This is a genomic window from Janthinobacterium sp. 61 (genome assembly GCF_002846335.1).
GTDB lineage: Bacteria > Pseudomonadota > Gammaproteobacteria > Burkholderiales > Burkholderiaceae_D > Janthinobacterium.
In genome coordinates this window covers 3876429-3895706 of record NZ_PJMQ01000001.1, presented here as the reverse complement: position 1 = coordinate 3895706, position 19278 = coordinate 3876429, and the positions used below count along the sequence as shown (strand labels likewise).

The 19278-nt window shown below is 62.3% G+C and carries 17 protein-coding genes; 14 read left to right on the top strand and 3 right to left on the bottom strand.

The features are described from left to right. The first annotated feature begins 10 nt into the window (after positions 1-10). From hemH to can, 5 genes are all read left to right on the top strand, one after another. Positions 11-1120 (top strand): ferrochelatase, encoded by a 1110-nt coding sequence (gene hemH / locus CLU92_RS17745; protein WP_101482972.1) that lies wholly within the window; start codon positions 11-13, stop codon positions 1118-1120. A gap of 347 nt (positions 1121-1467) precedes the next feature. Continuing rightward, complete coding sequence (grpE, locus tag CLU92_RS17740) at positions 1468-1989, top strand: nucleotide exchange factor GrpE (protein ID WP_101482971.1); 522 nt, start codon at positions 1468-1470, stop codon at positions 1987-1989. A gap of 90 nt (positions 1990-2079) precedes the next feature. After that, the gene (dnaK, locus tag CLU92_RS17735) at positions 2080-4023 is read left to right on the top strand and encodes a molecular chaperone DnaK (protein ID WP_034745982.1); all 1944 of its coding nucleotides are present in this window, start codon (positions 2080-2082) and stop codon (positions 4021-4023) included. 160 nt (positions 4024-4183) lie between these two features. Continuing rightward, on the top strand, positions 4184-5317 hold the full coding sequence (gene dnaJ, locus CLU92_RS17730) for a molecular chaperone DnaJ (RefSeq protein WP_101482970.1): 1134 nt from the start codon (positions 4184-4186) through the stop codon (positions 5315-5317). 134 nt (positions 5318-5451) lie between these two features. After that, a complete protein-coding gene (can, locus tag CLU92_RS17725) occupies positions 5452-6123 on the top strand; it encodes a carbonate dehydratase (protein WP_071075293.1) in 672 nt (223 codons plus the stop codon). 18 nt (positions 6124-6141) lie between these two features. On the opposite strand, the gene CLU92_RS17720 is transcribed toward can, so the two are convergent. Further along, positions 6142-6627, bottom strand: coding sequence for a tetratricopeptide repeat protein (locus tag CLU92_RS17720; RefSeq protein WP_101482969.1), 486 nt, complete (start codon positions 6625-6627; stop codon positions 6142-6144). Positions 6628-6838: 211 nt separating this feature from the next. Between CLU92_RS17720 and CLU92_RS17715 the strand changes: the two genes are divergently transcribed. From CLU92_RS17715 to CLU92_RS17700, 4 genes are read left to right on the top strand one after another with little or no spacing between them, the layout of a single operon-like run. After that, the gene (locus CLU92_RS17715) at positions 6839-7723 is read left to right on the top strand and encodes a TauD/TfdA family dioxygenase (RefSeq protein ID WP_101482968.1); all 885 of its coding nucleotides are present in this window, start codon (positions 6839-6841) and stop codon (positions 7721-7723) included. Between the two features lie 31 nt (positions 7724-7754). Continuing rightward, positions 7755-8768 (top strand): ABC transporter substrate-binding protein, encoded by a 1014-nt coding sequence (locus tag CLU92_RS17710; protein ID WP_101482967.1) that lies wholly within the window; start codon positions 7755-7757, stop codon positions 8766-8768. A gap of 1 nt (position 8769) precedes the next feature. After that, positions 8770-9615 (top strand): ABC transporter ATP-binding protein, encoded by an 846-nt coding sequence (locus tag CLU92_RS17705; protein WP_101482966.1) that lies wholly within the window; start codon positions 8770-8772, stop codon positions 9613-9615. Further along, positions 9612-10484, top strand: coding sequence for an ABC transporter permease (locus tag CLU92_RS17700; RefSeq protein ID WP_101482965.1), 873 nt, complete (start codon positions 9612-9614; stop codon positions 10482-10484). Before CLU92_RS17705 ends, CLU92_RS17700 begins: the two co-directional genes overlap by 4 nt. Here CLU92_RS17700 and CLU92_RS17695 read toward each other — a convergent pair whose 3' ends face one another. After that, entirely contained in the window at positions 10485-11378 is an 894-nt protein-coding gene (locus tag CLU92_RS17695; protein WP_208327678.1) for an HTH-type transcriptional regulator ArgP, read from the bottom strand. Positions 11379-11516: 138 nt separating this feature from the next. Here CLU92_RS17695 and CLU92_RS17690 point away from each other — a divergent pair, with 138 nt between their 5' ends. The 5 genes from CLU92_RS17690 (at position 11517) to CLU92_RS17670 (ending at position 17982) form a co-directional block, all read left to right on the top strand. Beyond that, entirely contained in the window at positions 11517-13946 is a 2430-nt protein-coding gene (locus CLU92_RS17690) for a penicillin-binding protein 1A (protein ID WP_101482963.1), read from the top strand. 4 nt (positions 13947-13950) lie between these two features. Continuing rightward, on the top strand, positions 13951-14574 hold the full coding sequence (locus tag CLU92_RS17685) for a trimeric intracellular cation channel family protein (RefSeq protein WP_101482962.1): 624 nt from the start codon (positions 13951-13953) through the stop codon (positions 14572-14574). Positions 14575-14670: 96 nt separating this feature from the next. Then, entirely contained in the window at positions 14671-16575 is a 1905-nt protein-coding gene (locus CLU92_RS17680) for a beta-propeller domain-containing protein (protein ID WP_101482961.1), read from the top strand. 49 nt (positions 16576-16624) lie between these two features. Next, positions 16625-17191 carry a sigma-70 family RNA polymerase sigma factor gene (locus CLU92_RS17675; protein WP_257561112.1) on the top strand — a complete coding sequence of 189 codons (567 nt, stop codon included), beginning with the start codon at positions 16625-16627 and terminating at the stop codon, positions 17189-17191. Then, positions 17188-17982 carry a hypothetical protein gene (locus tag CLU92_RS17670; protein ID WP_101482959.1) on the top strand — a complete coding sequence of 265 codons (795 nt, stop codon included), beginning with the start codon at positions 17188-17190 and terminating at the stop codon, positions 17980-17982. Before CLU92_RS17675 ends, CLU92_RS17670 begins: the two co-directional genes overlap by 4 nt. A 6-nt stretch (positions 17983-17988) precedes the next feature. On the opposite strand, the gene CLU92_RS17665 is transcribed toward CLU92_RS17670, so the two are convergent. Then, positions 17989-19134, bottom strand: coding sequence for an MFS transporter (locus CLU92_RS17665; protein ID WP_101482958.1), 1146 nt, complete (start codon positions 19132-19134; stop codon positions 17989-17991). Positions 19135-19278: the final 144 nt, after the last annotated feature.

Sequence of the window (19278 nt, the reverse complement as noted above, 5' to 3'; positions counted from 1 at the left end):
AAGAGCTTTCATGTCATTTCAAACAGAACCGCCGTACACGCATGGCAGTATCGACCGCAGCGCCGTGGTGCTGGTCAACCTGGGCACGCCCGATGCGCCGACCTCGTCGGCCGTTCGGCGCTACCTGAAGCAATTTTTGTCAGACCCGCGCGTGGTGGAGATTCCCCGCCTGGTCTGGTGGTTCATTTTGAACCTGATCATTTTGCCGTTCCGCTCTGGCCAGTCGGCCAAGAAATACGCGTCGATCTGGACGCGCGAGGGCTCGCCCTTGAAAGTGCATACGCAGAAACAGGCGAAATTGCTGGCCGGCGCCCTGGCCGAGCGTGGCCATGACGGCGTCACGGTGGCCATGGCCATGCGCTACGGTTCGCCTTCCTTGCCCGAGGTGCTGGCCAAGTTGAAAAGCGAAGGCTGCGAGCGCATCGCCATCCTGCCTGCGTATCCGCAATACTCGGGCACGACGACGGGTTCCATCTACGACGCCGTGTTTGCCCATTACGCCACGGTGCGCAATGTGCCGGAATTGCGCTTTATTAAGCAGTATCACGAGCACGACACGTATATCGACGCCTTGCGCGATTCCGTGCTGAACCACTGGGAAGCGCATGGCCGTCCGGAAAAACTGGTGATGAGTTTTCACGGCGTGCCCAAGCGCACCCTGCTGCTGGGCGACCCTTACCATTGCCAATGCCTGAAAACGGCGCGCCTGCTGGCGGAAAAGTTGGGGTTGGCTAAAGAGCAATATGTGGTGACCTTCCAGTCGCGCTTTGGCAAGGCCGAATGGCTGCAGCCGTACACGGCCCCCACCCTGGTGGCGCTGGCACAACAGGGTATCAAGCGCGTCGATCTGCTTTGTCCGGGCTTTACCAGCGATTGTCTGGAAACGCTGGAAGAGATCGCCATGGAAGCCAAGCATGATTTCGAAACGGCCGGTGGCCAGCAGTTTCATTACATCGCTTGCCTGAACGAAACGCCAGCCTGGATTGCGGGCATGGCGGAGATTGCCGAGCAACACATGATAGGCTGGCCGACGATGAAGACGGCGCCGCAGCGCGAGGCCGACAGGAAAGCGGGCGAGCAGGCGCGCACGGCGGCGCTGGCGCTGGGCGCGGCGAATTAAACAATATTAACTTTTTAACAATAAGAGGCCGCGCTTGCGCGGCTTTGTCATGTCTGGCGCGACAAAAGTACTATCAAGATAGCATCGCCGCCAGTGGCGATGGCTGCGGCGGGGCTGGTAGAATGCCCGCTTCGCCGTGGGAAGCCTGGAAACTCAAGGGGGGGCGCGCACGGATCGCTGCCCGAAATGGGAAGTGCTTTGTAATAAGCTGTAACATGGATCGATGTAATCGCTGGTTTTGCCATGCATACCCCTTGAAACAATAGGATATAGCCCCATCTGCCCGTCAGTGTTGTAAAGATAATTAGACTAACTCATTTAAGTCATTGATTGTAGGAGCTTTCTAGATGCAAGATCAGGAAAACCAAGCTGTACCTAATCCGCAAGCGGACGACGCGGCTCCCGCAGAGCCTACTTTGGAAGAGCAACTGGCGAGTACCGAAGCGCGTCTCGCAGAGATGCACGATGCCTTCATGCGCGCCAAGGCCGATGGCGAAAACATTCGCCGCCGCGCGCAGGAAGATGTTGCTAAAGCGCACAAATTCGCAGTGGAAAGCTTTGCCGAAGCCATGGTGCCGGTGAAAGACAGCCTGGAAACGGCGCTGACGGTGGAAGCACCGACCATCGAATCGCTGAAAGAAGGCGTCGAGATGACCCTGAAGCAACTGAACGCCGCGTTCGAGCGCAACCGCCTGGTGGAAGTGTTGCCAGTGCAGGGTGAAAAGCTGGATCCGATGAAACACCAGGCTGTTGCCGTGGTGCCAGCGGAGCAGGAAGCCAATACCATCGTGTCAGTCCTGCAAAAGGGCTATATGATTGCGGACCGCCTGTTGCGTCCAGCCATTGTAACGACCGCGCAAGCAAAATAATCAGAGGGCGGCATCAAGCAAGCCTTGAAACCATGCCGCTTTGCCACATATAAGAACCATCTGAAATCTAGCAAATAAAAGGAAAAAATCATGGGTAGAATTATCGGTATCGATCTGGGAACCACGAATTCCTGCGTTTCCATCATGGAAAACGGTCAACCAAAGGTAATCGAAAACGCTGAAGGCGCACGCACGACGCCGTCGATTATTGCTTATCAAGAAGATGGCGAAATTCTCGTCGGCGCGCCAGCGAAACGCCAGGCCGTGACCAATCCGAAAAACACGCTGTACGCAGTCAAGCGTTTGATCGGTCGCAAGTTCGACGAAAAAGAAGTCCAAAAAGACATCGCGCTGATGCCATACCAAATCATGAAAGCCGACAATGGCGATGCATGGATCGGCGTACGCGACAAAAAACTGGCGCCGCCGCAAATTTCGGCTGAAGTCCTGCGCAAGATGAAGAAAACGGCAGAAGACTACCTCGGCGAAGAAGTCACCGAAGCCGTCATCACCGTGCCTGCGTACTTCAACGATTCGCAGCGTCAAGCGACCAAGGATGCCGGCCGTATCGCTGGTCTGGACGTCAAGCGCATCATCAATGAGCCAACCGCGGCAGCGCTGGCGTTCGGCCTGGACAAGACCGAAAAAGGCGACCGTAAAATCGCCGTGTATGACTTGGGTGGCGGTACGTTCGACGTGTCGATCATCGAAATCGCAGATGTTGATGGCGAAAAACAATTTGAAGTGCTGTCGACCAATGGCGACACCTTCCTGGGCGGCGAAGACTTCGACCAACGCGTCATCGATTACATCATCGACGAGTTCAAGAAGATCAACGGCATCGACCTGAAAAAAGATCCGATCGCTCTGCAGCGCATCAAGGCTTCGGCCGAGCGCGCGAAGATCGAGTTGTCGTCGTCGCAACAAACTGAGATCAACGAGCCGTACATCGCCATGGCGAACGGCGCACCGGTCCACTTGAACCTGAAGATGACCCGCGCCAAGCTGGAATCCCTGGTGGAAGAGCTGATCACGGCCACGATGGAACCATGCCGCATCGCCATCAAAGATGCTGGCGTGAAAGTGTCGGACATCGATGACATCATCCTGGTCGGCGGTATGACGCGTATGCCGAAGGTGCAGGAAAAAGTGAAGGAATTCTTCGGCAAGGATCCACGCAAGGACGTGAACCCGGACGAAGCCGTCGCCGTGGGCGCAGCGATTCAAGGTTCGGTCCTGTCGGGCGAACGCAAAGACTTGCTGTTGCTGGACGTCACCCCTCTGTCCCTGGGTATCGAAACCCTGGGCGGCGTGATGACCAAGATGATCCACAAAAACACGACGATTCCGACCAAGTTCAGCCAGGTGTTCTCGACGGCCGACGACAACCAGCCTGCGGTGACCATCAAGGTCTTCCAGGGTGAGCGCGAAATCGCCGCCGGCAACAAGGGCCTGGGCGAATTCAATCTGGAAGGTATCCCGCCAGCATCGCGTGGTACGCCACAGATCGAAGTGACCTTCGACATCGACGCCAACGGCATCTTGCATGTCGGCGCGAAAGACAAGGCCACCGGCAAGGAAAACAAGATCACGATCAAGGCCAATTCCGGCTTGACCGAGGCTGAAATCCAGAAGATGGTCAAAGACGCCGAGTTGAACGCGGAAGAAGACAAGAAGGTCAAAGAATTGGCCGAGTCGCGCAACCAGGCCGATGCTCTGGTACACTCGACCCGGAAATCCTTGACCGAATACGGCGACAAGCTGGATGCGGGCGAGAAAGAGAAGATCGAAGCGGCGATCACCGACCTGGAAGCAAGCATCAAGGCGGGCGACAAGGCTGAGATCGACGCCAAGGTGGAAGCACTGTCGAGCGCATCGCAGAAACTGGGCGAAAAAATGTATGCCGACATGCAAGCGCAGCAAGCTGCCGGCGGCGCGGAAGGTGCACAGCAAGCTGCTGGCGCATCGGACGCAGGCGCCAAGCAAGACGACGTTGTTGACGCTGACTTCAAAGAAGTCAAAGACAGCAAATAATGTCTTGCGCTCCCATGAACTGGGGGCAGCCGGGCTGAACGCTACATCGCGGGATTAGCCGCGAAGACCGGCCGAGCCGAGTCGTTGCCCAGTGCAGCACTCGACTCGGCTTTTTCGTGTAATTTTTACATCAGTAGATAGACTGCAAGGTGCCGACAACATGGCAAAGCGTGATTTTTACGAGACACTCGGTGTCGCAAAAAATGCTTCGGAAGAAGAGATCAAAAAGTCTTACCGTAAACTGGCGATGAAATACCATCCGGACCGCAATCCGGATAGCAAGGAATCGGAAGAAAAGTTTAAGGAAGTCAAAGAAGCCTACGAGATGCTGACCAATCCGGAAAAGCGCGATGCGTATGACCGCTATGGTCACGCTGGCGTGGACCCGAACATGGGCGGCGGTGGCGGCTTCGGCGGCGATGCTGGCGGCTTTGCCGACAGCTTCGGCGATATCTTCGGCGACATCTTTGGCGGTGGAGGTGGACGCAGCCGCAATGCCGGTCCACAGGTGTACCGTGGCGCCGACTTGCGCTACAACCTGGAAATTACACTGGAGCAAGCTGCGCACGGCTTCGACACGACCATCCGCGTGCCGAGCTGGGACAAGTGCGACACGTGCCACGGCAGCGGCGCCAAGCCGGGCACCTCGCCGACCACCTGCGGTACTTGCGGTGGTCACGGCCAGGTGCGCATGCAGCAAGGTTTCTTCAGCATCCAGCAAACCTGCCCGAAATGCCATGGCAGCGGCAAGGTCATCACCGACCCGTGCACGCCATGCGGCGGCGCCGGTCGCATCAAGCGCAACAAGACCCTGGAAGTCAAAATTCCAGTCGGTATCGACAACGGCATGCGTATCCGTTCGTCCGGCAACGGCGAACCGGGCACGAATGGCGGTCCGTCGGGCGACCTGTACGTGGAAATCCACATCAAGCCGCACGCCGTGTTCCAGCGCGAAGGCGACGACCTGCATTGCGAAATGCCGATCTCGTTCACCAAGGCGGCCCTGGGCGGTGAAATCGAAGTGCCCACCCTGAACGGCAAAGTGTCGTTCACGATCCCGGAAGGCACACAGTCGGGTAAAACCTTCCGCCTGAAAGGCAAGGGCATCAAGGGCGTGCGCTCCGGTTACGCGGGCGACCTGTTCTGCCACGTGGCGATCGAAACACCGGTGAAGCTGACGGAGAAACAGAAAGACCTGCTGCGCGACTTTGAAAAGTCGACGACCGAGGGCGGTGCCAAGCACAGTCCGCAAAGCAAGACCTGGAAAGACAAGGTCAAGGATTTTTTTGAATAAGCACACGTAACACCATGCGCCGGGATGCTGAAACATCCCGGCGTTTTTTTCACTGCGACTGAACAATGCGCGCGCATCGCCGGCCTATGGGCGCGATCTGCCGCCCTCAGTCGTACTTACACAATGGGAGCGATATGACCGAACCGAAAAATGGCATGGCCCTGGCGGAACTGCTGCAGCGTAACCGCCGCTGGGCCGACTCGATGGTGGCGAAAGACCCGAACTTCTTCAAGAACCTGGAAGCGCAAACATCGCCCGAATACCTGTGGATCGGCTGTTCCGACAGCCGCGTGCCCGCCAACGAACTGCTGGGCATGGCACCTGGTGACGTGTTTGTGCACCGTAATATCGCCAATGTGGTCGTGCATTCCGACCTCAATTGCCTGTCTGTGCTGCAATTTGCCGTGGACGTGCTGAAAGTCAAACATGTCATCATCGTCGGCCATTACGGTTGCAAGGGCGTGCATGCGGCCATGACGGGCACGCGCATCGGCCTGGTCGACAACTGGTTGCGCCACGTGCAGGACGTGGGCCAGAAGCACGAACGCTACCTGGGCGACGTACTGACGAGCCGCCAGCGCGGCGACCGCCTGTGCGAACTGAACGTGGTGGAACAGGTCTTGAACGTGTGCCAGACCACCATCGTGCAAGATGCGTGGGAACGGGGCCAGGAACTCAGCGTCCATGGCTGGGTCTATGGCTTGAAGGATGGCTTGCTGAACGACCTGGAAGTGACGGTCACGGCCGGCCACGAGCTGGCGCCGCGCATGGCGACCCGCCTGGCTCGCTACGAAGCAACGGCGTAAGCAACGCTGGCGCAGTGCCTATGGCGTGGCGCCTTCCAGTCGGCCCAGATAATCGGCCGCTTCCCGCACGCCCTCCTGCGCAGCCAAACGCAGCCAGGTCCTGGCCTGGGGAATGTCCTGGGGCGTGCCCCGGCCTTCGGCCAGCGCCACGCCATAGTGGTAGCGCGCCAGCCGCGCATAGGCGGCGTCATCATTCGTGTGGGCGCCGCGCCGCATCAGCGCCGTCGCCTGCACCAGGTCCCTGGGCACGCCCACGCCCGTTTCATACAGCTGGGCCAGCCAAATCATCGAATACACATCGTTCCAGCGCCGGATGCAATCTTCAAAGATGACGACGGCCGCCGCATGGTCTCCCGTCTTGTCGGCCGCATAGCCGTACAAACACTTGATGCGCTTGTCGCTGTGCACATAGGCTTTATAGCTGAGATCGCCTTCATCCTGGCTATCCTGCGCATGGGCGGGAATGGCGAGCAGCATGGCGAGCAAGAGGGCGATAGTGGGCATGGCTTTCCTGGTTGATGGTGAAAGATTGGTAGTCAAGCAAGTTGCGTGCTAGCGCCATTTCCGGGCAAAGCCGATGCTGCTGCGCCATTGCGTGACAGTACCTGTTGCAGCATGGCGCAACGCGCTGCGCATATCCATATCAGAAATGCTTCGTTTGCAGGATCGATGCGCAGGCATACAGTGGACTTCCCCTGACTCTAGTCGAATTCCCATGTCGGCCGTCCTGAAACCCGTGCATTCCACCAGCCATTTCCGTATCGAGACTTTCGATGCGCCGCTCGGCGCGCAAGTGCTGGGGCTGGATCTGGCGCAGCCGCTGTCGCTGGGCGATTTCCAGCGCCTGCACCACGCCCATCTCGACCATCACGTGCTGGTGTTTCGCGCACAGCACATCACGCCGCAGCAGCAGGTGGACTTCAGCCGCCGCTTCGGTCCCCTGCAAATCCACGTGCTGCGCCAGTTCCAGCTGCCCACGCAACCGGAAGTGCTGATCATCTCGAACATCGTCGAGGATGGCCAGCCCATCGGCCTGGGCGATGCGGGCCATTTCTGGCATTCGGACCTGTCGTACAAGGAAGTGCCCAGCCTCGGCTCCATGCTGCACGCGCAAGAATTGCCGGACGAGGGCGGCGATACCGTGTTTGCGAATATGCACCTGGCCTGGGAAAGCTTGCCGGCTGCGCTGCGCCACGCCGTGCGCGGCGCCCGCGCCGAACACAGCTACCTGAGCCAGTATGAGGAGTTGCTCCGCCGCAATCCCTGGCGTCCCGCACTGACGCAGGCGCAGATCGATGAAGTCAAACCTGTCACCCATCCCGTCGTGCGCGTGCATCCGGAAACGGGGCGGCGGGCCCTGTTTGTCAGCGAACATTTCACCACGCGCATCGTTGGCTTGCCCGACGATGAAAGCCGCGCCCTGCTCGACGAACTGTTTGCGCACAGCGTGCGCCCGGAGCATTTATATGTGCACCGCTGGCAGCCGCATGACCTGGTGTTCTGGGATAACCGTTCCCTGATGCACCTGGCGACGGGTTGCCCGCCCGGCCAGCGTCGCAAACTTTACCGAACCACCATCGAAGGCGATGCGCCGTACTGATTTTTTGACCGTAGTTGACCAAGGAGTGTCCATGTTGCCGATCTTTACCTTTGCCCGCCGCCTGCTCGCCACCATTGCCATACTGTGCATGGCCATGCCCATGGCCATGGCCGAAGGCCAGATCCGCATCGCGGGCCAGCATGGCATCACCTTCTTGCTGCTCAACATTGCGCAAGAACAAAAGCTGATCGAAAAGCATGGCAAGCAGCAGGGCGTCGATGTAAAGGTCGAGTGGATCACCCTGTCGGGCGGCCCTGCCATCAATGACGCCTTGTTGTCGGGCAATATCGACATTGCAGGCGCCGGCCTGGGACCGCTGTTGACCATCTGGGACCGCACGAAAGGGCGGCAGAATGTGCGCGGCGTGGCCTCGCTCGGCAATTTTCCCTACTACTTGATCAGCAACAACCCGAAGGTGAAAACCCTGGCGGACTTGACGGACAAGGACCGCATCGCCTTGCCCGCCGTGTCCGTTTCCGTGCAGGCGCGCATCTTGCAGATGGCGGTGGCGAAACAGTGGGGCGACAAGGAGTTTGCCCGCCTCGATAACATCACGCAAACCTTGCCGCACCCGGATGCGGCGGCCGCCATCATCGCCGGCGGCACGGAGTTGAGCGGCCATTTCGGCAACTCGCCGTTCCAGGAGCAGGAGCTGGCACAGAACCCGAACGCCCATATCCTCCTGAACTCGTATGACGTGCAAGGCGGGCCCAGCTCGTCGACCCTGCTGTATGCGACGGAAAAATACCGCAAGGATAATCCCAAGACTTACCGCGCCTTCATCGCCGCGCTGGCCGAAGCGGCGCAGTATGCGAGCAGCAATCCGCAGGGTGCGGCCGATATCTATATCAAGGTGAATAAAAGCAAGGTGGACCGCAATCTGCTCTTGAAAATCTTTGCCAATCCGCAAGTGCAATTCAAGATCGCGCCGCAAAACACCTATGGCCTGGCGCAATTCCTGCACCGCGTGAATGCCATTCGCAACCTGCCCGACAGCTGGCGCGACTATTTCTTTGACGACCCCGCCATCACGCAAGGAGGCTGAGATGAATGCACCCGCTTTTCACCTGGTACGTCCTCCGGTCTCAGTGGCGCCATTGCTCAGCGTCAGCCATGTCAGCCTGGAATACCGGACGGAGCAGCGCACCGTGCGCGCCACGCATGACGTCAGTTTCGACGTGTTCCGCGGCGACCGTTTCGTCTTGCTGGGGCCCTCCGGCTGCGGCAAGTCGTCACTGCTGAAAGCCGTGGCCGGCTTCATCGCGCCGCGCGCGGGCGGTATCGCCATGCATGGGCAGCCTATACATACGCCGGGGCCGGACCGTGTCGTCGTGTTCCAGGAATTCGACCAGTTACCGCCGTGGAAGACCGTGCTGGAAAACGTCATGTTCCCCTTGCTGGCCAGCAAGCGGCTGGACAGGGTGGCGGCCCGCGAGCGCGCCCATCACTGGATCGCCAAGGTGGGCCTGGCCGGCTTCGAAGATGCCCATCCGCACACCTTGTCGGGCGGCATGAAGCAGCGGGTAGCCATCGCCCGTGCGTTGGCCATGCAGCCGGAAGTGCTGCTGATGGACGAGCCGTTTGCCGCCCTCGACGCCTTGACGCGGCGCAAGATGCAGGAAGAGTTGAGCCGCTTGTGGGAAGAGTTGCGCTTTACCCTCGTGTTCGTCACGCATTCGATCGAGGAAGCGCTGGTGGTGGGCAATCGCATCCTGCTGCTGTCGCCCCATCCGGGCAGGGTGCGCGCAGAACTGAACAGCCATCAGTTCGGCTTGCACAGCGCCGGTAGTGCCGAATTCCAGGCCGCCAGCAGCCGCATCCACGGCTTGCTGTTCGATGAAGAAACAAGGGCGGTCCCGCAAGCAGCCAGCACGCAGCGGGAGGCCGTATGAGCGCGCTGCTGGAGCCGCCGATCCGCCAGGAGTTCGTGTATGCGGCACCACTGCCGGCCGGCGTCACCGTCGAACGGCCGCTGTCGCGCTGGCAGCGCTGGAGTCAGCACGCGCTGTGGCGCAAGGCCTTGATTTTGCTCAGCATGGCCCTGTTGTGGGAAGGCGCGGCGCGCTGGACGCAGAACGATTTACTCTTGCCCAGTTTTCTCCAAACGGCGCAGGCGTTCATCGCTGGCATCGCCAGCGGAGAATTGCTCACGCGTACGGCTGCGTCCCTGGTCGTCTTGCTGCAGGGCTATGCGGTGGGCGTGATGGCCGCCTTTGTGCTGACCTTGCTGGCAGTGTCGAGCCGCATTGGACGCGACGTGCTGGAAACGCTGACGGCCATGTTGAATCCCTTGCCAGCCATCGCCATGTTGCCGCTGGCCCTGCTGTGGTTCGGCCTGGGACGTGCCAGCCTGATCTTTGTCATCGTCCATTCCGTGATGTGGCCGCTGGCTCTGAACACCTATGCTGGCTTCCAGGGCGTGCCGGAAACCCTGCGCATGGCGGGCCGAAATTATGGCTTGAATGGCTTGCGCCTGGTGCTGCACATCCTCGTGCCGGGCGCTTTGCCGTCCATTGTCTCGGGCCTGAAAATAGGCTGGGCGTTTGCCTGGCGTACCCTGATCGCCGCCGAACTGGTGTTTGGTACCACGTCGGGGAAGGGCGGCCTGGGCTGGTACATCTTCCAGAACCGCAACGAGCTGTACACGGACAAGGTATTCGCGGGCCTGGCGGCCGTCATCGTGATTGGTTTGCTGGTGGAAAACATCGGCTTTCGCACCCTGGAACGGGTCACCCTGCGCCGCTGGGGCATGCAGCGATAGTTATTTCAGCATGGTGCGCGCCGCCGCAATGATTTGCCGCGAGAGTTGGTCCATGCGCGGCGACTGCACTTTCCACGTATGCCAGTACAGGACCACGTCGGCCGGGGTCTTGGGTGTGAGCATTTCCACCAGTTCGCCATCCGTGTTCGCCTTCAGCAGCAGTTCCGGGACCATGCCGTAGCCGAGGCCGTAGCGGATGGCGTTGAAGTGCGAGGTGGCGCCCGGTACGTAATGGCAGGGGTAAGCCCCTTCCGGCAGCCCCAGCGCCTCTTGCAGGAACGATGACTGCAAGGTGTCCTTGCGCGTGTAGGCGACCACGGGCGCCGTGCGCGCCGCCTTGCGCGTCAGGCCGTGCGCGAACCACTGCTGGCGGAACGCGGGCGTGGCCACCAGCCAGTAGCGCATCACGCCCAGCGGTTCGGCCGTGCAGCCGCGCATGGGTTTGGCTTCCGTGCTGATGCAGCCGATGGCCATGCCCGTTTCCAGCAAGGTGTAGGTGTGGTCCTGGTCTTCCACGGTCAGGTCGAGCAGCACGCGCTCGCGTATCAGTACCTCGGATAGGGCCGGAAAGAACCAGGTACCCATCGAATCTGCGTTCAGCGCCAGCACCAGGGTCAGCGGGGCATCTTGCTGCACCGCCAGTTCCGCCTGCAAGTCCGCTTCCAGCAGCTTGGCCCGCTTCAAATACTGCATCAGCCGCTGCCCCATGCGCGTGGCGCGTGCGGGACGGCTGCGCACGATCAGCGCATTGCCCAGCTGGCTTTCCAGCGCCCGCACGCGCTGGGAAATGGCGGGCGACGTCAGGTGCAGCCGCAGAGCCGCCTGCTCGAAGCTGCCCGTTTCCACGACGGCGCGGAACGCTTCCGTGTGCTTGGGATTGAGATCCATGGTCAAGGCCTAACATAAGAAAAATTTATCAATACTAAATAATACTTACTTTCCATAAGGATGGGTGTGTTGCAGTGCACAATGTCTCTTTGATGGAGTGCCGCGCGCCAGCGCGCGGCCTCCTGGCAGCAAGGGATTACCACCATGGAAGCACAAGCGAACGACACTACCACCCGCAAGTCCCCATCAAAGCTGGCGCGCAATCTGAAATTCGGCCTGGGATTGACCCTGGGCTTGGGCATGGCAGCCGCGCTGGCGGGCGGCTGGTGGCTGCGCCAGGCCTGGCAGGATTTGCCGGCCGTCGAGCACCTGGCACAGTACAAGCCCGCGCTGCCGCTGCGCATTTTCTCCAGCGAAGGCGAGCTGCTGGCCGAATACGGCGAGGAGCGCCGCGAATTCCTGCCCCTGAAGGAGATCCCCCTGCGCATGCGCCAGGCCTTGCTGGCCATCGAGGATGCGCGTTTCTATGAGCATGGCGCCGTGGATTTCTATGGCTTGACGCGCGCCACGCTCGCCAACGTCGTCACGGGTCACCACGCACAGGGCGCCAGCACCATCACCATGCAGGTGGCGCGCGACTTTTTCCTGTCGCGCGAAAAAACCGTGCAGCGCAAGCTGACGGAGATGCTGCTCGCCTACAAGCTGGAACAGCACTATGGCAAGGACAAGCTGCTGGAACTGTATATGAACCAGATTTACCTGGGCGAGCGTTCCTACGGCTTTTCCGCCGCGTCGAATATTTATTTCGACAAGCCCCTGGCCGAAGTCAGCATCGCCGAAGCGGCCATGCTGGCCGGCTTGCCGAAAGCGCCGTCGGCCTATAACCCCGTCGCCAATCCGCAACGCGCCACCGTGCGCCAGCATTACATCCTGCAGCGCATGCGCGAACTCGGCTACATCACGCCAGCAGAATACGACACCGCCGTGGCGGAAAAGCTGGCCCTGAACAAGGACCGCAACAGCTCCGTGCATGCGGCCGCGTATGCGGTCGAGGAAGCGCGTCAATTGATCCTGCAAAGCTACCCTGAGGGTGCCTACAGCATGGGCCTGGACGTGACGACCACCATCCGCATGGCGCCGCAAATTGCGGCCGACAAGTCGCTGCGCGATGGCTTGCTGAACGCGCAGGCGAGACGCGGCTACCGTGGCCCGGAAGCGCGCCTGGCCGCCTCCGAAGATAGCGTGGCGCGCCAGCTGGCCGCCTATCCGGACAGCGGAGAATTACGCGCCGCGCTGGTGCGCAAGGTCGGGACGTCGGGCAAGCGTCAACTGACGGCGCAGCTGCGCAATGGCGACGAGATCGTGCTCACCGCCTCGGATGCGCGCCTGGGCGGCAAGCTGCAGTGGGATGGCAAGCGCGCCATCGTTGAAAACAGCGTGATCCGCGTGGTGCACGATGCGGCGAAAAAACGCTGGCTGGTGAGCCAGTTGCCCGAGATGGAAGGTGCGCTCATTTCCGTCGATGCACACAGCGGCGAAATCGTCGCCATGGCGGGCGGCTTCGATTTCTACCGCAATCACTACAACCACGCCACGCAGGCATACCGCCAGCCTGGTTCCAGCTTTAAACCCTTCGTGTATTCTGCGGCGCTGGAAAAGGGATATTTCCCCGGCACGGCCGTGGACGATACGCAGCGCCTGCTGCTGCCGCAGGAAACGGGCGCGCGCCCCTGGCGTCCGCGCAATTACGGCAACAACTATGAAGGCTTCATCAGCGTGCGGCGCGGCCTGGTGCGCTCGAAAAACCTGGTGGCCGTCAGCCTGATGCAGGCGGCCGGTCCCGGCTACGTGCAGCACTACGCCACGCGCTTCGGCTTTGAAGGCGCGCGCAATCCCGTCTCCCTGCCGCTGGCGCTGGGCGCGGGCGCAGTCACGCCGCTGCAGCTGGCGCAGTCGTATGCGGTGTTCGCCAATGGCGGCATGCAGATGCCGTCGAAACTGATCAAGGAAGTGCGCAGCCGCAGCGGCGCAGTGCTGTTCAGCGATGCGGCACCACGCGCCAAGGGCGAGCCGGTACCAGGTACGCAAGTCATCTCCACGCGCAATGCCTACGTCATGGACAGCATGCTGCGCGACGTCGTCAAGAGCGGCACGGGACGCGGTGCTCTGGCGCTCGGGCGCAGTGACGCGGCCGGCAAGACGGGAACGTCGAACAACGCGTATGACGCCTGGTTCGCAGGCTATTCCTCGGGCCTCGTGTCCGTCGTCTGGCTCGGCTACGACCAGCCGAAAAGCCTGGGCAATGCCACCGGAGGGACGTTGGCGCTGCCCGTCTGGCGCGACTACATGCAAGTGGCCGTGCAGGGCCGCCGCGAACAGGTGCTGGCCGAACCGCCAGGCCTGGCGCTGCTCGATGGCGATTACGTGTATGCCGAATACCTGGCCGGCGACTGCCTGCGAGACAGCCACGCCTTCATCCACAGCAGTGTCAGTTGCGGCAGCGACGGTGCGGATACACGCATGGCGCAAGGTGACGCTGGCAATGGCGGCTCCAGTACGGGCACGAGCGAGGCGCGCTCCCTGAGCGAAGCGCGCGAACGCGAACAAATTCTCAAATCATTTTCGGAAGAGTAAGAGCATGCTGTTATATACGATTTACCTGGTGGCGATTGTCGCCGAAGCGATGTCCGGCGCCATCATGGGCATGCGGCGCGGCATGGATTTGTTCGGCATCTGCATGATCGGCACCGTCACGGCGCTCGGTGGCGGCACCGTGCGCGACGTGCTGCTGGGGCACTATCCGCTGGGCTGGATCGCGCATCCCGAATACCTGCTCTTTACCATCGGCGCGGCCGTCGTCACGGCCTTTGTCGCGCGCTACCTGCACCATCTGCGCGCCATCTTCCTGCTGGTGGACGGCCTGGGCCTCGTGGCGTTTTGCGTGATTGGCTGTGACATCGCCATGTCGGCCAAGATGCATCCGGCCATCGTCGTGCTGGCGGGGATGATCACGGGCGTCTTCGGCGGCCTGCTGCGCGATATCCTGTGCAACCAGATTCCCCTCGTGCTGCAGCGCGAAGTGTATGCCACCGTGGCGCTGTTTACGGGCAGCCTGTACGTGGGCCTGCTGTACTTCAAGGTCGATAGCGCAGTGGCGCAGCTGGCGTCCATCGGCGCCGGTTTCCTGTTCCGTTTCCTGGCCCTGCACTTCGAGTGGCGCCTGCCGAATTTCAATGGCGACCGCATACGGGGATTTGAGTAAAGCAACCGCCGCGTGAATATTTTCACGCGCATTTAACCCCTTTTTCTCCGCCGCTGCGTTTCATGGTTGTCACCCCAGCCAACCGGAGAAGAAGCGATGTCCAGCGCCCTCAAGTTCACATTGATACTGTCCCTGCTCTTGTCGGCAGGCTGCCACGCCGCCGGCACGGCGCCGCGCAAGACCCTGGCGCCGTTTGCCAGCGAGCAGGCCTTGAGCGACTATCTGCAGCAGTTGCAAACGCGTCAGGCGGCCCTGCAAAGGGAGCAGCAGAAACTGCAGCGGGCCACGGCGCAGTATTCGGCGCAGTACACGGCGGCGCCTCCAGCCCCTGCTGCGCCGATGATGGCGAAAGCCGCGCCGGCAGCATCGGCAGAAGCGGCGGAATCCGTCACCAATGTGCAGACGGCGGGCGTGGACGAAGGCGGCATCGTCAAGCTGCATGGGAAGCACCTGGTGATGCTGCGGCGCGGCAAGCTGTTCACCGTGCAGGTGGGTGGAAATGCTCTGCAGCCGGTGTCCTCGCTCGATGCGTTCGCGCCGGGTAGCGACCCGTCCGGCAGCTGGTATGACGAGATGCTGATCGATGGCGACACGGTGGTGGTCATCGGCTACAGCTACAGCCGCGGCGGCACGGAGATCGGCCTGTTCGACATTGCGGCAGACGGCAAGCTGGCCTACCGCGCCACGTATCACTTGCGTTCCAACGATTATTATTCCTCGCGCAATTACGCCAGCCGCCTGGTCGGCAGCAAACTGGTGTTCTATTCGCCCCTGTCGCTGAACCTGCGTCGGGGCGACCCCTTTGGCGGCTTCCCCGCGCTGCGCCGCTGGCGCCCTGACGCCGTGCCATCCGACTTCAAGCGCATCGCTCCGGCCACGCGCATTTACCGCACCGATGAAGAGCCCGAAGCGGGCGCCGGCCTGACCCTGCATACGGTCACCGTGTGCGACCTGGCGCAGCGCGACATGCGCTGCGAAGCGACCGCCGTGATGGGGCCGCAGGGCCGCGTGTTTTATGTGTCGGGCGAGTCCGTTTTCGTGTGGACCACGCGGCGGGGCCGCGACTCGGGCGTGTTCCGCATTCCCCTCGATGGTTCGGCGCCCAGCGCCCTGAAGGTGGCGGGTGCGCCCGTCGACCAGTTCTCGTTCCTGGAAAGCGTTGACGGCCACCTGAACGTCCTGCTGCGCGCCGAAGGCCAGGGCGACGCCATGTGGGACGGCGCGCGGGGCCGTGGCGACATGGCCTTGCTGCGCGTGCCATTGACGTCGTTTTCCGATGGCCGCGACAGTGCGCCCGCCAGCAGCTACAAGCCGTTGCCCGGTGGTGGCGGCTACGGTCTGCAGAACCGCTATGTGGGGCCGCATCTGTTGTACGGCAATCCGGGCAATGGCGGCCGGCGGCAGGCGGACCAGGCCTGGCCGCGCCAGCCCCTGTATGCCGTGCGCTGGGCCGATGCGGGCAGCGTGCAAGCCCTGTCCCTGCCGCACGGCGTGGAGCGCATTGAGGCGCTGGGCAATGACGCCGTGGTGATCGGCGCGCAGGGCAGGGATCTGCACTTCAGCAGCATCCGCCTGGGGGCGCAGGCGGCGATTGCCACGCGCTACATCCGCACCGATGCGGCGCAGGGCGAGTCGCGCAGCCACGGCTTTTTCTACAAGCCACAAACGGCCAGCGAGGGCATGATCGGGCTGCCCATCCTGGGCGCGGACGAGCGGCCTGGCCTCAACAAGTCAGCCGCATCCGTTCTCTATCTGCGTAACAGCGGCTTGCAGTTGACGGAGCTGGGCGCGCTGGCGGCGCGGCCGGGCCAGTTATCGGCGGCGGACGACGGCTGCCGCGCTTCCTGCGTGGACTGGTATGGCAATGCGCGGCCCCTGTTCCTGCAGGGCCGGGTCTTCGCCTTGCTCGGCTATGAGTTGGTGGAAGGGGTGCTCAAGGACGGACAGATCCGCGAAGTGCGCCGCATCAGCTATGCGCCCATTGCGTCCACTGCACGCTGAAGGCGCAGGGGAATTGTCGCTGCCGCGTAGTTCGGCTACACTGGTCCGCATGCCCGACACTTTACTCACCGCGACGGATGAAGAGCTGATGCTGCGCTACAGCGCCGGCGACCTGCCGTCGTTTCGCGAATTGTACCGGCGCCATAGCCAGGGACTGTACCGCTTCGTGGCCTGGCGCGCGCCGCGTCGCGCCTGGGTCGACGAGATCGTGCAGGATGCGTGGGCCAGCCTGCACGCGGCGCGCACGGGCTATCAGCCGCAGGCGGCGTTCCGCACCTATCTGTACCAGATCGCGCGCAACCGCCTGATTGACCTCCTGCGCCAGCGGGAAGGGCAGGAACAAGGGGAAGCAGGCGAGTCGGCCGACGAGGGCGCATCGCCGCTGCAATCGCTGGAGCAGAAACAGCAGCACGCGCTGCTGCATGCGGCCATCGCTGCGCTGCCCGTGGAACAAAGGGAAGCGCTGGTACTGCAGCAGTTCAGCGGCATGAGCATCCAGGATATCGCCGTGGTGACGGGGGCGGAAGCGGAAACCGTCAAGAGCCGGCTGCGCTACGCCATGCAGAAATTGCGCGCGGGCTTGGACAGCGCCACTGGCGCGGGAGGACAGGCATGAATACGCACGATACAGATCATCAAGATCATCAAGATGATCACGACGAAGAATTGAACGCGCTGCTGGCCAGTTTGCCGCAGCCCGCGCCTTCCAGCGCGCTCGATGCGGCCATTTTGGCGGATGCGGAAAAGGCCCTGCACAAGCCGGCGGCGAACGACAGCGCCGATGGCGTGCTGCGCACCTTGCCCGCCAAGAAATCCTCGGACTACCTGCAGCGCTGGCGCGTGCCGCTGGGGCTGGCCGCGGCCGTGCTGCTGACGGTGAACCTGATCGGCGTGGACTGGTTCGGCTCGAAGCCGGCGCAATTTCCCGTGGTCGGGGAACCGGTCACGCAGGAGGTGATGCCAGTTGCGGCGCCAGTGCCGCAGGCTGCCGTCTCCACGGCGCCGGTGCTGGCGCCAGCGCCGACGCCAGCACCAGCACCAGCACCGCGCGCCATGGCGGCAGCCAAGCCGGCGCCGCTGCCTGAACTGGCGCCGCCACCGCCGACAGCCACGGGCATGCAGCGGGCAATGGAGCAGCAAGCCGCCATGCAGGCCGAGTCCAGCCTGCAGCGCCAGGTGCCGGTACAGCGCGCGATGGCCATGCCCGCTCCTGTCGCGGCAAAGTCGGCGCCGCTGCCGCCACCGGCCAGGCTCGACGCTTCCGTATGGCTGGTGAAGATCGACGCCTTGTTGAAAGCGGGCGAAGGCGCCCTGGCGCAGGAGGAATGGGTGGCGTTTCGGCAGGCCTATCCCGACTATCCGGTGGCCGATGAATTGCGGCAGCGGCTGGAGAAAACGAAGCCGTAGCGCAAGCTACACGATGCCCTTCCTGCGCTCCCACACGGCGCTGCCCACGAAAATGGCGGCGCACACCCACATCACGGCCGGCAGGGCGTTGACGCCCACCGATTGCATCAGGACCCCCGTCAGCAGGGGGCCGCCGCCGCTGGTCACGCCCCAGGTGGCGTTGACGATGGCGCTGGCGCTGGTCAGCGACAGGCCCGTAAAACGCTCGCCGCAGGCCACCAGCGCCAGCATGTAGATGCCGCCTGCCGCTGCGCCCAGCAATAGTAGCAAGGTCCACCACAGCCACGGCGTGCCGACGGCGAACGGCAGCAGCGGCAGCAGCAGGCAGACAGCCACGCCGCAGGCCGCGTGGACTTTGGCGCGGCCGAAGCGGTCGGCCATCCATCCCAGTGCGAATTGCAGGCCCGTGTCGCCCACCAGCACCACGGTGGCCGACAGCAGGGCCAGGTCGGTGCCGATGCCGTGCTCCATCGCGTACAAGGGCAACAGGCTCAATGCCAGGGTGTCGAACAGGGCAAAGAAGGCCGCGCCCAGCACGATCATCGGCATGCGCGGCAAGATCAAGGTCCACTTCACGCCCTGTTCCTCCGGCTCGCGCTCCGGGCCGCTGTTCGAGATCAGCATCAGGCCCGGCACGGCCAGCAAAAACAGCAGGCCGCAGGCGGCGAAGCTCCAGCTGATCTTGTCGTTGAACAGGGCCACCAGGGCGGGGCCGATCAGCTGGAAAAAGGTAAAGCTGGTGGTGTACATGGCCACCACGCGTCCCCGCGAATTATCGGGTGCCAGGCGGTTGACCCACGCTTCGCCGATGGTAAACAGCACGCCCATGGCGCCGCCGAACAGGAAGCGCAGCACGCTCCACGCCAGCAGGTGGTCGGTGAACTGCATGGCGATCGTCGCCAGCGATGCCGCCCAGACGGCGCCCAGCATGGTGGCGCGCGCGCCGAAGCGCCCCACCCAGCCGGAGACGAATGGCGAGGCGGCCAGGATGCCGAGCGCGCTGACGGCCGTGATCATGCCGATGATGTCCGTACCCACGCCGCGCTGGTGCAGGGTCAGCGCCGTCAACGGCATGGTCGCGCCCAGGCCCAGGCCGACTACGCCGATACTGACCACGAGGGCGAAGAAGTCGCGCCACGGGATGTGCTTCATGGCTGCCCCCACAGGGAGGAAAAGGTGGTCGGGATGGCTGGAAAACGGTGTGGATGCATGGGGAAGTAAGGGAACTTTGCCGCAGGCGCTGGTGTTTGGCGCCAGACGGGCATATGATGATTTGAACAAAAGCAAAATTGCAAA

Bases quoted from the DNA above. Each gene is read 5' to 3' on its own strand.
- CLU92_RS17680 (WP_101482961.1), top strand. From the start codon at position 14,671: ATGTCCAGCGCCCTCAAGTTCACATTGATACTGTCCCTGCTCTTGTCG.
- CLU92_RS17665 (WP_101482958.1), bottom strand. From the start codon at position 19,134: ATGAAGCACATCCCGTGGCGCGACTTCTTCGCCCTCGTGGTCAGTATC.
- CLU92_RS17685 (WP_101482962.1), top strand. From the start codon at position 13,951: ATGCTGTTATATACGATTTACCTGGTGGCGATTGTCGCCGAAGCGATG.
- dnaJ (WP_101482970.1), top strand. From the start codon at position 4,184: ATGGCAAAGCGTGATTTTTACGAGACACTCGGTGTCGCAAAAAATGCT.
- CLU92_RS17690 (WP_101482963.1), top strand. From the start codon at position 11,517: ATGGAAGCACAAGCGAACGACACTACCACCCGCAAGTCCCCATCAAAG.
- CLU92_RS17705 (WP_101482966.1), top strand. From the start codon at position 8,770: ATGAATGCACCCGCTTTTCACCTGGTACGTCCTCCGGTCTCAGTGGCG.
- dnaK (WP_034745982.1), top strand. From the start codon at position 2,080: ATGGGTAGAATTATCGGTATCGATCTGGGAACCACGAATTCCTGCGTT.
- CLU92_RS17670 (WP_101482959.1), top strand. From the start codon at position 17,188: ATGAATACGCACGATACAGATCATCAAGATCATCAAGATGATCACGAC.
- CLU92_RS17700 (WP_101482965.1), top strand. From the start codon at position 9,612: ATGAGCGCGCTGCTGGAGCCGCCGATCCGCCAGGAGTTCGTGTATGCG.
- hemH (WP_101482972.1), top strand. From the start codon at position 11: ATGTCATTTCAAACAGAACCGCCGTACACGCATGGCAGTATCGACCGC.
- CLU92_RS17715 (WP_101482968.1), top strand. From the start codon at position 6,839: ATGTCGGCCGTCCTGAAACCCGTGCATTCCACCAGCCATTTCCGTATC.
- can (WP_071075293.1), top strand. From the start codon at position 5,452: ATGACCGAACCGAAAAATGGCATGGCCCTGGCGGAACTGCTGCAGCGT.
- grpE (WP_101482971.1), top strand. From the start codon at position 1,468: ATGCAAGATCAGGAAAACCAAGCTGTACCTAATCCGCAAGCGGACGAC.
- CLU92_RS17675 (WP_257561112.1), top strand. From the start codon at position 16,625: ATGCCCGACACTTTACTCACCGCGACGGATGAAGAGCTGATGCTGCGC.
- CLU92_RS17710 (WP_101482967.1), top strand. From the start codon at position 7,755: ATGTTGCCGATCTTTACCTTTGCCCGCCGCCTGCTCGCCACCATTGCC.
- CLU92_RS17720 (WP_101482969.1), bottom strand. From the start codon at position 6,627: ATGCCCACTATCGCCCTCTTGCTCGCCATGCTGCTCGCCATTCCCGCC.